Source organism: Candidatus Saccharibacteria bacterium oral taxon 955 (assembly GCA_010202265.1).
Taxonomy (GTDB): domain Bacteria; phylum Patescibacteriota; class Saccharimonadia; order Saccharimonadales; family Saccharimonadaceae; genus Saccharimonas.
This window is the reverse complement of the sequence record CP047918.1, coordinates 604,262-617,861: the sequence shown is the minus strand read 5'-3', so window position 1 is coordinate 617,861 and position 13,600 is coordinate 604,262. Positions and strand designations below refer to the sequence as shown.

At 45.8% G+C, this 13,600-nt stretch carries 13 protein-coding genes; 6 read left to right on the top strand and 7 right to left on the bottom strand.

All coding sequences use genetic code 11. The features are described 5' to 3' along the window. Nucleotides 1–74: 74 nt before the first annotated feature. Nucleotides 75–314, bottom strand: a complete 240-nt coding sequence (locus tag GWK75_03305; GenBank protein ID QHU91456.1) for a hypothetical protein — start codon at nucleotides 312–314, stop codon at nucleotides 75–77. Nucleotides 315–539: 225 nt separating this feature from the next. Between GWK75_03305 and GWK75_03300 the strand changes: the two genes are divergently transcribed. The 4 genes from GWK75_03300 to GWK75_03285 all read left to right on the top strand — a co-directional run bounded on the left by GWK75_03300 (nucleotide 540) and on the right by GWK75_03285 (nucleotide 6,536). Next, nucleotides 540–962, top strand: a complete 423-nt coding sequence (locus tag GWK75_03300; GenBank protein ID QHU91455.1) for a hypothetical protein — start codon at nucleotides 540–542, stop codon at nucleotides 960–962. A gap of 225 nt (nucleotides 963–1,187) precedes the next feature. Next, nucleotides 1,188–3,005 carry a translational GTPase TypA gene (typA, locus tag GWK75_03295; GenBank protein QHU91454.1) on the top strand — a complete coding sequence of 606 codons (1,818 nt, stop codon included), beginning with the start codon at nucleotides 1,188–1,190 and terminating at the stop codon, nucleotides 3,003–3,005. A 275-nt stretch (nucleotides 3,006–3,280) separates the two neighbouring features. Then, nucleotides 3,281–4,900: an alpha,alpha-trehalase TreF gene (gene treF, locus GWK75_03290; protein QHU91453.1), complete on the top strand. Its 1,620-nt coding sequence runs from the start codon at nucleotides 3,281–3,283 to the stop codon at nucleotides 4,898–4,900. Then, nucleotides 4,890–6,536 (top strand): DUF3459 domain-containing protein, encoded by a 1,647-nt coding sequence (locus GWK75_03285; protein ID QHU91452.1) that lies wholly within the window; start codon nucleotides 4,890–4,892, stop codon nucleotides 6,534–6,536. Before treF ends, GWK75_03285 begins: the two co-directional genes overlap by 11 nt. 44 nt (nucleotides 6,537–6,580) lie before the next feature. Here the strand turns inward: GWK75_03285 and GWK75_03280 are convergent, their stop codons facing one another. Further along, nucleotides 6,581–7,162, bottom strand: coding sequence for a hypothetical protein (locus tag GWK75_03280; GenBank protein ID QHU91451.1), 582 nt, complete (start codon nucleotides 7,160–7,162; stop codon nucleotides 6,581–6,583). Between the two features lie 30 nt (nucleotides 7,163–7,192). Next, nucleotides 7,193–8,359 (bottom strand): AAA family ATPase, encoded by a 1,167-nt coding sequence (locus tag GWK75_03275; protein QHU91450.1) that lies wholly within the window; start codon nucleotides 8,357–8,359, stop codon nucleotides 7,193–7,195. Nucleotides 8,360–8,403: 44 nt separating this feature from the next. On the opposite strand from GWK75_03275, the gene GWK75_03270 reads away from it, so the two are divergent. Continuing rightward, nucleotides 8,404–9,426 (top strand): D-alanine--D-alanine ligase, encoded by a 1,023-nt coding sequence (locus tag GWK75_03270; GenBank protein ID QHU91449.1) that lies wholly within the window; start codon nucleotides 8,404–8,406, stop codon nucleotides 9,424–9,426. 54 nt (nucleotides 9,427–9,480) lie between these two features. Continuing rightward, entirely contained in the window at nucleotides 9,481–10,215 is a 735-nt protein-coding gene (locus GWK75_03265) for a slipin family protein (GenBank protein QHU91717.1), read from the top strand. Between the two features lie 50 nt (nucleotides 10,216–10,265). Here GWK75_03265 and GWK75_03260 read toward each other — a convergent pair whose 3' ends face one another. The 4 genes from GWK75_03260 to GWK75_03245 all read right to left on the bottom strand — a co-directional run bounded on the left by GWK75_03260 (nucleotide 10,266) and on the right by GWK75_03245 (nucleotide 13,506). Continuing rightward, nucleotides 10,266–10,976, bottom strand: coding sequence for a hypothetical protein (locus GWK75_03260; protein ID QHU91448.1), 711 nt, complete (start codon nucleotides 10,974–10,976; stop codon nucleotides 10,266–10,268). 117 nt (nucleotides 10,977–11,093) lie between these two features. Beyond that, entirely contained in the window at nucleotides 11,094–11,408 is a 315-nt protein-coding gene (locus tag GWK75_03255; GenBank protein ID QHU91447.1) for a hypothetical protein, read from the bottom strand. 225 nt (nucleotides 11,409–11,633) lie between these two features. Beyond that, nucleotides 11,634–12,749 (bottom strand): ABC transporter permease, encoded by a 1,116-nt coding sequence (locus GWK75_03250; protein ID QHU91446.1) that lies wholly within the window; start codon nucleotides 12,747–12,749, stop codon nucleotides 11,634–11,636. A 1-nt stretch (nucleotide 12,750) separates the two neighbouring features. After that, nucleotides 12,751–13,506 carry an ATP-binding cassette domain-containing protein gene (locus GWK75_03245; GenBank protein QHU91445.1) on the bottom strand — a complete coding sequence of 252 codons (756 nt, stop codon included), beginning with the start codon at nucleotides 13,504–13,506 and terminating at the stop codon, nucleotides 12,751–12,753. Between the last annotated feature and the right edge of the window lie 94 nt (nucleotides 13,507–13,600).

The following is a 13,600-nucleotide window of genomic DNA, read 5'->3' as shown; positions in this document are numbered from 1 at the left end:
CAAAGATTCTTTTTCATTTCACGTATTGCACTTGTTCTGAACATTCTTAAGGTATCACACCTCATGGAGATTTGCTAGAGCAGTGAGCGGATGATTGCTACGAGAGCAAAGAACGCCATGAAGCTATTGATAACCACGGGCTGCCACGCATGACGATAGCTTGAAATTGCGATAACACCGACAGAACCAATTAGATTGAGATAGTGATACACCATAACATCAGGAATAATACCAAAAGTATATAGACCGTATCCGGCGAGAACCATCGCTGTACCAATCCAGCCAATAATATTTAAGATTTGTTCTTTTCTCATTTCATCATGATAGCATGCCAGATTTATCGTTGGCAGGTCCAAGTCTCGATGCAGATAGCTTGTATTTTACAAGCATATGCGCAATAATGTGGTTATGCTGGTACGCAACGGGGTATCCTGTTGCGATTAAACACAAACATTTCACCAACACTACTGCCCCGGGTGGGCGCGTAGCAGCACAGCAAACACTTCTCTTGCGAGGGGTGTTTTGCTATGATTAAAAGCATGAAAAAGATTGTTATCTGCGGAAGTATGTCTGCCTCAAAAGAGATGATGGAGGCGGCCGAGTATCTGAAATCTAAGGGCTACGAGGTAACTGTGCCGCATGGTGCGGATATGTACGCTAGTGGCGAAAAATCTCCCGAAACAGACAGTGAGTCAACTGAGAATAAGCGTAGTGGTGGCTTGATCAAGGCGTATTATGATGAAATCAAGGATGCAGACGCTGTACTTCTGATGAACGTTCCAAAGCGCGGAATCAGTGGTTATATCGGTGGAAATGCTTTCCTTGAGTATGGGTTTGCTCACGTGCTAGACAAGATAATTTACCTGATGTTTCCATACAATGAGACGAGTCCGTATGTAGCAGAAATGGCAGCGATGGATGCGCATGTGATTGACGGCGATCTATCAAAGATTAATTTGTAGCAAGCGGGATTTGTCTCAACGATCCAATAGACTCTCTCGGGGAATGATGGAATATTGGGGTAAAATATTTTTACCCTTTGGATAAAATGTGATAAACTATGACTTCAAGGGAAGGTCTGTTAAATACGGACCATTATTTAATGATCTACTCGGTATAGACGCATGAGGTAAGCTTGATATCAAGTGTTTATCGGTCTGGCTAGCTCTCGGTATAAAGGATAAATTATGAACGACGCATCACATATTAGAAATATCGCAATTATTGCTCACGTCGATCACGGCAAGACGACGCTTGTTGACGGACTTCTAAAGCAGTCAAAGACATTTCGTGACAACCAGGCTGAAATGAATCAGGAGCTTATTATGGACTCTGGTGATCAGGAGCATGAGCGAGGTATTACGATAACTGCGAAGCAAACCTCAATTTACTATGGTGATTACAAAATAAATATTATTGATACGCCAGGACACGCTGATTTTTCGGGTGAGGTTGAGCGTACGCTAAATATGGCAGATGGTGTATTGTTGATTGTCGACGCTCAAGAAGGTCCGATGCCACAAACAAAGTTTGTGCTTAGCAAGGCGCTAAAGGTCGGCCTAAAGCCTGTTGTTATCATCAATAAAATTGACAAGCCAGCGCGTCGTATCGCTGAAGTGGAAGACGAGCTTAGCGATCTATTTCTAGAGTTAGCTACCGACGAGACTCAGCTTCACTATCCTGTTTATTATGCGATTGGGCGAGATGGTAAGGCATGGCCAAATATTCCTGGTGATTCATCAGAACGGGCTGATCTGACGCCAATTTTTGACGCAATTATTAACGATATTCCAGCACCAAATGTTGAAGCAAATGGTGGTCTACAGTTGCTGGTGACTGCGCTTCAGTATGACTCATTTTTGGGTAAGTATGCGATTGGTCGGATATCTCGGGGTCAGGCTAGGCGCGCGCAAGCTGTGGCGCTTATAAAGGATGGGGCTATAAGTTCGGCGCGTATCGATAAGATTTTTACATATCGTGGTCTTGTGCGTGAAGAGGTCGATAGTGCGATAGCTGGCGATATTGTTGCATTGACAGGTATCACAGACGCTCATATTGGTGATACAATTGCCGATAAAGACGCTCCAGAAGCTCTGCCGGCCATAGCAATTGAGGCGCCAACATTGAGCATGTATCTTGGCCCGAATACGAGTCCTTTTAAGGGCAAGGAGAGCGAGTTTACAACTAGTCGTCAGATCGGCGATCGTCTCAAAAAAGAGCTTGAAACAAATGTTGCGCTTCGGGTTGAAGAGCAGGGAATTGGATTTAAGGTGTCTGGTCGTGGAGAGTTACACTTGAGTGTTTTGATTGAGACGATGCGACGCGAAGGTTTTGAGTTTGAGGTCGGTCGTCCACAGGTTGTGACAATTAACGAAGATGGAGTCGAAAAAGAACCGGTCGAAGAGCTGCAGATCGAGGTAGGTCCAGAATTTGTTGGTGTAGTTAGCCAGGAGCTTGGGGCTAGACGGGCGACGCTGGTTCGCCAAGAAAACACTTCTAGCGGCATGACGAGAATTACTTACATCCTACCAACGCGTGCAATGATCGGACTGCGCAACCTTCTACTAACTAGCACCAAGGGTACGGTCATTATGAATTCACTACCTCATGGCTATGAACCTCTGGGCGGTAAACTACAGAGTACTCGAAATGGTGTATTGATTGCATTTGAAACTGGAGTAACGACGCCGTATGCGCTAGCAAGCGCTGAGAGTCGAGGTGAGCTGTTTGTCGGTCCGGCTGTCAATGTTTATGCTGGACAGATAGTTGGTTTGAATACTCGCCAAGAGGATATGGAGATTAATGTCTGCAAAGCTAAACACTTGACCAATATGCGCAGTAAGTCATCGGACGGAGCGGTTCAGCTGACACCGTTTGTCGATCTGAGCCTCGAGCAAAGTATTGATTTTATTGAGGATGATGAGTTGCTTGAGGTGACACCAAAGGCACTGCGACTTCGTAAAAAATACCTAGATCCAAACGAGCGTAAGCGTGCTGGTAAGTAAGCCAATAAAACACCCCACGAGAAGTGGGGTGTTTTTCTAAATAGTTATTATCCGATGTATCGAACAGATATTTTCTTTATGTTCATGATGCTTCCTTTTTGTCGCCGCGTCGATCGTTCGGCGTACGTTTATAGCTGGGTGATGTAATTTTTTATGAGCTTTTTGTGTTTTGATCAAACCACATCTTTATATTAGCATAAACTAAATAAAATGTCAATTGTTTAGCACCAAAAGTACGCTTGTAACAGATAGAAAAAACAACTATAATACAGTTTATGCTTCGGCGTGTGTTTAAGAAAAAACCGAAAATAATTGAAAAAAGCACCGATAAAGTCAAGACGGCCGTTGTCCATGCGACCGGTCCAGTTGCTCGGACGCAAAAGAGCCCTGACGAAGTTATGGGCGGATTTTTTGATGACGTGCAGCGCCAGCAAGTGTATCCAGACGGCAAGACGTTTGTCGATATGGTGCCGCGAAAGCGCGCCAAGGCTCTCGCAAAAGAATACCAGGTCGAGCGTCAGGATCCAGACTTCAACCTTCATGAGTTTGTAAATCGGCACTTTTATGAGATTCAGCTACACAAGCGTCACGACTATAAGCCGAGTGATGAGACGACCGCCCGAGAACATATCACGAATCTCTGGCCACACCTAAAAAGACGTAATCGTAAAAATCGTGGATCGCTGGTCGCACTGCCGTATGAATATATTGTGCCGGGCGGTAGGTTTAGCGAGCAATTTTATTGGGATACTTATTTTATTATGTTGGGACTTGCCGCCGATGGAGAGTGGTCGTTGATTCAGGGTATGATGAGAAATTATACCTATATGCTACGCAAATTTGGCATGATTCCCACAGCAAACCGGGCTTATTTTTTGAGTCGATCACAGCCACCGTTTTTTGCACTTATGGTGAAGCTGCTGGCAAGACATCGCGGGCGAACGCGGACGTACGCTGAGTATCTTCCTTCGCTACTGACCGAGTATCGTTTTTGGATGCGTGGACGAAAGATTGCTGGCGACCGTCCTGATCATGCTGCTTATGCACGTGTCGTGCGGATGCCAAATGGAGTGATCCTAAATCGTTACTATGATAACAAGACGACACCGCGTCCTGAGTCTAGGCGAGAGGATCTCGAAACTGCTGAGCTCGCAAAAACTGATGATAAACACAAGCTTTTTTTGGATCTGAGAGCTGGCGCCGAGAGTGGCTGGGACTTTAGCTCTCGCTGGTTCCGCGAAGTAGATAATATCGAGAGTATTCATACGACCGATATGGTGGCGGTCGATCTAAACTGCCTACTTTACATACATGAACAGACGATTGCAGAGGCGTACACGCTGATCAAACAGCCGATTCTCGCGAAGCGTTTCCGTCAATTGGCAGAACGCCGAGCTGAGGCGGTGCGTCGTTATTGCTGGAAAAGGCAACATGGCTTATTTGTGGATTATGACTTTCGACGCGGTGAGGCTTCGGATCGTTTGACGCTTGCTACAGTATTTCCTCTCTACGCAAAAATTGCCACTGCAGAGCAGGCTTCGGCTGTGGCGCAGTGTATAAAGGAGCGTTTTTTGCGCCAGGGTGGACTGGTAACTACCCTAGAAAATAACGGACAGCAGTGGGATTCACCAAATGGCTGGGCGCCGCTTCAATGGATAGCGATTCAGGGCTTGCGTGAGTATGGCTACCACGAGCTTGCCGATGAAATTCGCCGACGCTGGTTGGCTACATGTGATGCCGTTTATCTTAAGTCACGAAAAATGGTTGAGAAATACGATGTCGTAAACGCAGACGCTGGCGGCGGCGGTGAATATCCACTGCAAGATGGTTTTGGTTGGACAAACGGCGTATATGCCGCCTTGTACGATGAGAAAGAGCCTAATCATGGCAGGTAAGCCGTGGCGTGAAGTCAACGCTATCTACCAGATATATCCGCGAAGCTTCAAAGATAGTAACGGAGATGGTGTTGGTGATCTGAGGGGTGTGATCGAAAAGCTTGATTATATAAATGGATTTAAAGATTCTCTAGGGATTGACGCTATATGGTTTAGCCCGATTTTCCCAAGCCCGATGGCGGATATGGGCTATGATGTAGCTAACTATTGCGATATAGATCCGCTTTTTGGCACGCTTGATGATTTCAAGGAGCTGATCGAAAAGGCGCATGAGCGCGGTATAAATGTGATGGTGGATTTTGTTCCAAATCATACGTCAAATCAGCATCCGTGGTTTCTCGAGTCTAGGTCAAACAAATTGAGCGACAAAAAAGATTATTATGTTTGGCGCGACGCGAAGCCTGATGGCGGTTTGCCAAATAACTGGCTCAGTATTTTTGGTGGTCCAGCTTGGGAGTGGGACGAGGAGCGAGGGCAATACTATCTACATACTTTTCTAAAAGAACAACCGGATCTAAATTGGGACAATCAAGCGGTACGCGAGGAGATGAAGCGTGTCATTCGTTTTTGGATGGACTTGGGTGTAGATGGAATTCGGGCCGATGCCGTACGATGGATCAGTAAAGACCCAGATTTCCGAGACGACCCTGTCAATAAATTGTGGCGAAATACCGAGGCGCCAAATCAGTTTGACTCACTCACCCACAAACACAGTCGCTTTGGTAAAAATCTCTTTAAGTATCTGCGTGAACTGACTGATGTTATGGCGGAGTATGATAATCGGATTGTGATATTTGAGGATTATCCAGACGCTAATTATTCCACCAAGGAACAGTATTTAGGTTTCTATAATGTTAACCCAAAAATCGGTATGCCGTTTAACTTTCAGGGGCTTTGGACGGAATTTTATGCGGATGCGTTTAGGACTTTTGTGACTGAGTTCCAGGGGATGCTTGATCCAGCAGTGCACCGTCCAGTGTATTGTTTTTCAAATCATGATCAGTGGCGGATTGTTACGCGGATGGGCGGAGAGGAGCAGGCGCGGTTGATCGCACTTATGCAACTGACTCTGCCGGGGCTACCGACCGTTTATTATGGCGACGAGCTGGGCATGCCAAATACGCCAATCAAGCCCGAGGAGGTTCAAGACCTCTCGGTATTCAGCGGAGGTGACTTATCTGCTGGTCGCGATCCTGAGCGTACACCGATGCAGTGGCAAAAGGGTCGTTATGCTGGCTTTAGCGATGCCAAGCCATGGCTACCAATTGGCAAGAGTGTCAGAAAGCATAACGTCGAAGCACAGCTTCATGAAGCTGATTCGTTTCTGTCGTTGTATCGTCGACTGCTTAGGCTTCGTGCAAAACACGATATATTACGCAATGGAACATATGAAGCGTTTGGTGAGCTAGAGGCGGATGTTTTCACTTATTCTCGTTGGTTGGGTGATCAGCATGTTTATGTTGCGCTTAATTTTGGCGGAGAGGCTAGTAGAGTCAAACTTCCTCATCGTGGACGGGTACTGTGTTGTACTCATCCAGTTGATTATCCGGACATTGGCGCAGACGGTGAAGTGACGCTGCGACCATATGAGGGTGTGCTCGTGGAGTGTAGCGAGCATCCACTGTCAGATAAATAGGGGCCACTATAAGACGGCCCTATTTATCTGACAGATTTTTCCCGTTAGTTTACAAGTGTTTCTTTAACGGCCCTAGAGGAGAAGAAATATACGGATAATAACATAGTTATTATCATACTTGTGGTGATTATGCTGATTAGTACGATGATAAACCCGTAGCTCATTGGTCCTTCGACTATAGCAGAGACTACTACAGAACATGATATATACAGGAATGACGCCATAAGTGTTGCGACCGAAAACGATCTAGCAAGTTTTTTCTGCATGCCAATTAACATCGCTGAGGTGATAGATAGCGTAGCAGTAATGGGCGCGAATATCACCGAAACAATACCTTCGGGGTTGCTAATGCTAATTGTTAGCAGAGAAGAAAAGAATGCGCTAACCAAGTTTATTCCATAGATAGAGAAGGCTATCATAAAGAAGGCTAATCCGCCCCTAACACCTTTGAGCGATTTTGCCATAATAACATACTGAACTGGTGCCGCCTGTGGTTGGGCGAAGTACTGTTGATTGACTGGCTGCTCTTCATAGGGCGTATTTTGAGGCTTTGGTTCTGGACCGTATTGTGCGCTTGGATTTGGTTGTGGCGCGTATGGTGGTTGTTGTGTTTCTTGTTTTGCCATGTTTTTCTCCTGAGAAATGGATACATTTGATTATAGCATATCGCTAATGTCGTCTGGCAAGAACCCTTTTTTGTGCTTGAAGCCGGGTTTCCAATGGTAATCTTTGCCATAGCCCAGGTCTTTCATGAGCTTTGTTGGTGCGTTTCGTAGATGAAGTGGGACGGCGGAATTTGGATAGGTTTTTGCGAGGTTTTTCGCATCGTTCATTAGGTCGGTAATTTCACGAGATTTTTCGCTCCGAGCAAGTGCTGTGGCACAGTGGTATAAGTTGTAATTTGCTTCAGGTAGTCCAACACGTTCAACGGCCTGAAATGTCGCTACAGCCAAAGAAAGCGCTCCGTTGCCAGCAAGGCCGATATCTTCACTTGCAAACACAACCATACGACGGGCGATAAACTTGGGGTCTTCGCCGGCGTCAATCATGCGAGATAGGTAATAAAGAGTTGCACGTACATCGCTACCACGCATTGATTTTATGAAAGCCGATATTACGTCATAGTGCATGTCGCCTTTTTTATCGTAGCCAGGAATACTTTTTTGAGCGGCAGTTTTGACAATCTCTGTAGTGACTTTTTCGTCAAAGCTGAGGGCTAGCTCTAGATTGCCGAGTGCGACACGAGCGTCCCCGCCAGAAAGTTCGGCGAGATAATCAAGTGCCTTTGGTGTTACAGACTTAGTTTTTTTGAGCTTTAGTAGTGCGCGTTTTAGGACTAATATAATCTCATCTTTTGTCAGAGGCTTTAGCACGAGAACATGACTACGGCTGAGTAGGGGATTAATGACTTCAAAACTAGGATTCTCGGTAGTTGCGCCGATGAGGGTGATTAGACCGCTTTCAACATGAGGCAAAAATGCGTCTTGTTGAGCTTTGTTGAATCGATGGATCTCATCGACAAATAACACAGTTCGTATTTGGAGGCCCCAGTTTTGTCTGGCGTGTTCGATTACTGTTGTAACATCTTTTTTGCTGGCGGTAACAGCGGATAGCTCCAAAAAATCAGCTTTGACTTCATTGGCTATGATACGAGCCAGGGTAGTTTTGCCCGTTCCAGGCGGCCCCCACAATATCAAGTTAACTGGTTCTTGTTTGAGGACGATTTGTCGCAAAATTTCACCCTTTGCCAGTAGGTGTGATTGTCCGATCACTTCGTCGAGTGTCTGGGGACGTATTTCTTCTGCTAGTGGTCGTCTTGCCATATCTATTATTGTACGCTTTTTGGGCTGTAGTATATACTATATTTATGACGCGCAAAACCATACTTTTGGTGTTTGGCGGTGAGTCATCTGAACATGACGTCTCGATTAGCTCGGCCCGAAATATTTATGCTGCGCTGGATGGCGAAAAATACGATACGCTTCTTGGCTATATTGATAGGCGTGGAAAGTGGTGGCTTCTCGACGAGTGGTCGGATGAACCTGTGCATCACGGTCGAGCTCAATTGCTTTGTGCACCTGGAACAGGGAGCTTGATGGTAGTTCCTGGCAACACGGTAATTCATCCAGATGTCGTGCTGCCAGTGTTGCATGGAAAAAACGGCGAAGACGGTACGATTCAGGGGCTCTTGGCACTTTCGCACATACCTTTCGTGGGCTGTGACATGACTGCTGGCGCTGTCTGTATGGATAAGATTCTGACCAAGCAGATACTTGAGGCGAACGGAATTAAAACGGTTGATTTTGTTGTATATCGGAAGGGCGAAAAGATACCTGCTTATCGTGACATAGCAGAAGCGCTGGGGACGGTGATGTTTGTGAAGCCGTCTCGGGCTGGTAGTTCGGTTGGTGTTACGAAAGTTCATGATGAAAGTGAGTTTACTCCGGCGATTGAGGAAGCTCTGAGGCATGATGATCGCGTTTTGATTGAGCGGGCGGTGGCTGGTCGTGAAATTGAAACAGCGGTGTTGGGAGTGCCTCCATATCATCAGGTTGCACAAGCGGTCGGTGAGATTATTCCTGGGTCTGAGTTCTACGATTACGACGATAAGTACTCGGCAGACAGCAAGTCTCAGGTGATTGCCGATGTCGAGATAGACCAGAATCTAAAGGAAAGCATCCGTGATATATCAGCACGTGCTTATGCGGTGCTTGGTTGTCGTGGCTTGTCGCGGATTGATTACCTCGTCGAGGGCGACACGCCGTATGTTATCGAAGTGAATACTTTTCCTGGATTTACAAATATTAGCATGTACCCTAAATTGTGGCGGGCTGACGGACTTCATTACCCTGACCTCATCGACCGGCTGATTAACGACGCCCTAAAGTGATATAATTAGACTTATAAAGGAGGAATTATGGAACCACTCACTGCACTACTTGGAATGGGTTTCCCAATAGTATTTTTTATTGCCGCACTTTTAGCTGGCGGAGTAAAGGTTGTTAATCAGTATGAGCGTGGCGTCGTGCTGACACTCGGGCGCTTTACGGGTGTGCGTCAGCCGGGGCTTCGGTATGTTGTACCGGTCTTTCAGAAGATGATGAAGGTTGACGTCCGTAGTATGCCGATAGATGTTCCGAAGCAGGAGATTATCACCAAAGATAACGTGACGGTCGGCGTCGATGCGGTGGTTTATCTGAGGGTGATAGATAGTGCGAAGGCGATGCTTGAGACGACAAATTATGTCTACGCAACAAGCCAGTTTGCTCAGGCGGCACTTCGTGACGTGACGGGTAATGTCGATCTAGATGATTTGCTCGCAAAGCGTGAGGAGATTTCTCAGCAAATCAAAACAATTGTAGATTCGGAAACCGACAAATGGGGGATTGATGTGGAGAATGTCAAAGTCCAAAATATCGAGCTTCCACAAGATATGAAGCGTGCAATGGCAAAGCAGGCTGAAGCTGAGAGAGAGCGACGTTCTGTTATTATCACGGCCGAGGGTGAAAAAGCAGCAGCTCAGGCGGTTGCCGATGCTGCTAAGATGCTGTCAAAGATTCCGGGCGGTATCAATATCCGCACGCTGCAGACACTCGAAAAAATCTCTGTTGAGCCAAGCCAAAAAACACTAGTTGTGCTTCCAAGTGAACTGACGAACTTCAAGGATTTGATGAAATAGATTAGCACATAGACTCTAAGCACCAGGCTCGATCAATCTAGCCTGGTGTTTTATTTTAGATTGCTTCGTAAAGCTCTAATCGCCTTCTTTTGTTCGACACTAAAACGATAACTCTCGCACATTTTTGTTAGGGCCTTCTTTTTAGTCCATAGCGATAGATGTGGTTTTTGGATTTCCTCTAAAGTACGGTCGTAGTAGTCGACCACTGCGGTAGCGTATAGCCATGCTATACTCATGCGGACATAGTATCCGTCATGTTTGATGCCTCGTAGAGCTTGAAATACTTGTTCTATATAAGCATTGTTTAGGAAGTTAGCCATCATTTCAACTACGCCATAACGCACCGTGAATTCATCGGGTGAACTGAGCGATTGACTGGCAAAATTCCACCATAGTTTATCGTCAAATTTTTTTCGTTTGCTAGCGAATATGTCGATCTCTGCCCAACTGTCAGCGAATTTCAGGTACTGTGTTGCAAGTGCAATTTTTTCACGATCAGGCAACTTTGAGGAGTTTATCAATATGCCAGCGAGCAGGGTCTGCTCAAATACGTTAGAATCGATTGAGTCGATGTATTTTTTGATATCGTCAAATGAGCTATCTCGCGCTAGTAGCTTTGCGTACTTGCGTAGGGCCGGCACCCTCACTCCGAGCATGGTTTTGTTAGTATTGACGATTCGTGCGTTGAATTTGGCGTATTCTTCATTGCCTCTAGCGAGTAGGTCGAGTTCTTTTTTGATTTCTTCTAATCTGATACTCATATACTTAAGGATAGTGTTGTCTGGGCTAAATATCAATCTCTGTATGATGTGGTAGTGATATAAAAATGAGCCCGCCCACGAAGGAGCGGGCTCAACTTCGTAGCAGGCTATTATCATCTAGGAGCGTATGTGGCCATATATTACGCCTGATTCTAGATGTAGTAGTGCGTCCCCATTTTGCGATACCTCTAGACTATAGCTCTGGTATCCTTCGTGGATATCGCTTATCCACCAGTCTTCGCCCGTAACTACCCAGCCTCCGTCGAGGAGGTCAGTTATATTTGTGTGAAGGGTACCGACGAATTCTTCTTCTCTACCTTCCGGGCACTGGTATTTTATGCGAAGTATAGAGGGTACTGTGTCTAAAACTGCTCTTTCGAACTGTTCTTTCGATGGACGTGAGATGACTAAATAGGTCCCTTTGTCGTGCATTAACTTTTTTGCTCCCTACCAACGTTGGCGACAGGCTGGCTGCCTGCTGACGCGCCTTCGTTCTATGTTTATTTAACGCAAGTATATATGTTATTGCAAGCACTAGCGTAATCTATCTGAGCGACAGGTCTAAAAGTTGGTAATCTTTTTAGTATAGTGTTGCTTGCGAAAAATAATACAGCCACGAACTATATCGTGGCTGTATGTACTTTCCTGCGGTGAGGACTATTCCCATCGGAATAGCTTGATTGCCAGCGTATAAACTATGACGATGGCGATAAGTACACCTCCGACCTGTGGTAATATTTCGATGAGGCCGGCTTTCTCGGCCATAATCAAGCGAAATCCGTCAACCACTGGTGCCATTGGGATGAATTTGCTGACACCCTGTAGCCATTCTGGAAACAGGTAGGCAGGGAAGAATGCGCCAGAAAGGAACATCATAGGGAAAGATATTAGATTGCTGAGCGGCGAGGATTGATTCTCGTTTTTTGCCCAAGCACCGATAGCTAGGCCGATACCAGTCATCATGGCAGCACAGATCGTTAGGAACGGAACGAGCAATAGCCAGTTGCCGCGCATCTGGAATTTAAAGGCGAGCATACCAACGATGATCATCATGGCAGCACTGATTATAGAGATGATTGTGTATGTGATGGCTGTGGCTATAATCAGTTGTCCAGCGGTAAACGGTGCAGCGCGTAGACGGCGGTATGAGCCTTTTTGCTTTTCGGTCGGCATTTGGTTGGCGAGACCAAATACGCCCATGCTCATCAAGCTAAATGCTAAAAGCCCTGTAAATGTGTAATCAAAGGTGCTGAGACGCTCATCCCCGATAGCCTTAGACGCAACCTTAAATGGTGCCTCTGGCTGTCCCATATGCTTGTTAATTTCATCAATTACTTGGCCCATGATAGCACTTAATGTGCTACCTGCCTGTTCAGAACCCTTTGAGTAGAGGACGTTGAGCGTACCACGTGGTTTTGCAGAATCACCCTCACCTGTGACCTCTCCGAATCCTTTTGGTAGCTCTATAATACCCTCTATCTGAGAATGTTTTAGTTTCTCCTTGGCTTTGTCCATGGTGGTGATTTCTTTTACTTTTAGAGCACCGCCTTTATCTTGTTTGGCGCCCTCAATAAAGCCCTTAGAGAAGTCGTTTTTGGCATTGTCAACAATGACTACGTTAAAGTTGACTGATGGGTTGTTAAATATTGACCCAAATACAAACAGGAACAATAGTGGGAACAAAAAGGTGAAGAATAGTGCCATTTTGTCGCGGGTAAACCGCTTCATAGTCGCTAGGACTTGTCCGAATATACCTTTCCAATATTTTTTCATACTACTCCCGAATTGCCTTTCCTGTGAGATCAATAAATACGTCTTCTAGATTTGCCTGCTCGACAGTCTGCTTCTTTTTGAAGCCACGATCAAGTAGCTGTTTGACTAGGTTCTTTGGTGTATCGATGGTGATGATCTTGCCTTCATCCATGATGGCTAGTCGATCACATAGTAGCTCAGCTTCATCCATGTAATGTGTGGTAAGTACAATTGTGATACCCTCGTCGCGTATGCTCTCGATCAGCTCCCAGAGATTTCGTCGTGCCTGTGGGTCAAGTCCAGTAGTCGGCTCGTCCAGGAACAGCACCGTTGGATTATTGACTAGCGTTGATGCAATAGCAAATCGCTGTTTCTGTCCGCCAGATAGTTGCTCGACATAATTCTTAGCTTTTTCTGTCAGTTGGACTTTTGCGAGCAACGCATCAGCATCTACAGTTGCCCCGTACAGGCTGGCAAACATTTTGAGCTGTTCTCGTAGATTTAGTTTGTCATAAAAGCTGGTTGCCTGTAGTTGGATGCCGATGATATTTTTAATTTGCATCGGATGCTTGGCGACATCTATGCCGTCTATCTCCACATCGCCACCATCAATGTCGCGCAACGCTTCCATCATTTCTAGGGTAGTTGTTTTGCCGGCACCGTTTGGCCCCAAAATACCAAAAATCTCGCCGCGTTTCACCGCAAACGAGATGCCATCGACGACGTTTTTCTTGTCGTACGTTTTGGTGAGATTATTTACTGTAATGATATCTTTCATATATACAACTATATGCTCTCGGCTGAAACTAATCAACCGCTCTATAGTATTCGTGAGGTGTGGGTGGGCTGTATGGCTATTTACATATGTTGAC

Bases quoted from the DNA above. Each gene is read 5' to 3' on its own strand.
- GWK75_03300 (QHU91455.1), top strand. From the start codon at position 540: ATGAAAAAGATTGTTATCTGCGGAAGTATGTCTGCCTCAAAAGAGATG.
- treF (QHU91453.1), top strand. From the start codon at position 3,281: ATGCTTCGGCGTGTGTTTAAGAAAAAACCGAAAATAATTGAAAAAAGC.
- typA (QHU91454.1), top strand. From the start codon at position 1,188: ATGAACGACGCATCACATATTAGAAATATCGCAATTATTGCTCACGTC.
- GWK75_03265 (QHU91717.1), top strand. From the start codon at position 9,481: ATGGGTTTCCCAATAGTATTTTTTATTGCCGCACTTTTAGCTGGCGGA.
- GWK75_03255 (QHU91447.1), bottom strand. From the start codon at position 11,408: ATGCACGACAAAGGGACCTATTTAGTCATCTCACGTCCATCGAAAGAA.
- GWK75_03250 (QHU91446.1), bottom strand. From the start codon at position 12,749: ATGAAAAAATATTGGAAAGGTATATTCGGACAAGTCCTAGCGACTATG.
- GWK75_03305 (QHU91456.1), bottom strand. From the start codon at position 314: ATGAGAAAAGAACAAATCTTAAATATTATTGGCTGGATTGGTACAGCG.
- GWK75_03270 (QHU91449.1), top strand. From the start codon at position 8,404: ATGACGCGCAAAACCATACTTTTGGTGTTTGGCGGTGAGTCATCTGAA.
- GWK75_03245 (QHU91445.1), bottom strand. From the start codon at position 13,506: ATGAAAGATATCATTACAGTAAATAATCTCACCAAAACGTACGACAAG.
- GWK75_03280 (QHU91451.1), bottom strand. From the start codon at position 7,162: ATGGCAAAACAAGAAACACAACAACCACCATACGCGCCACAACCAAAT.
- GWK75_03285 (QHU91452.1), top strand. From the start codon at position 4,890: ATGGCAGGTAAGCCGTGGCGTGAAGTCAACGCTATCTACCAGATATAT.
- GWK75_03260 (QHU91448.1), bottom strand. From the start codon at position 10,976: ATGAGTATCAGATTAGAAGAAATCAAAAAAGAACTCGACCTACTCGCT.
- GWK75_03275 (QHU91450.1), bottom strand. From the start codon at position 8,359: ATGGCAAGACGACCACTAGCAGAAGAAATACGTCCCCAGACACTCGAC.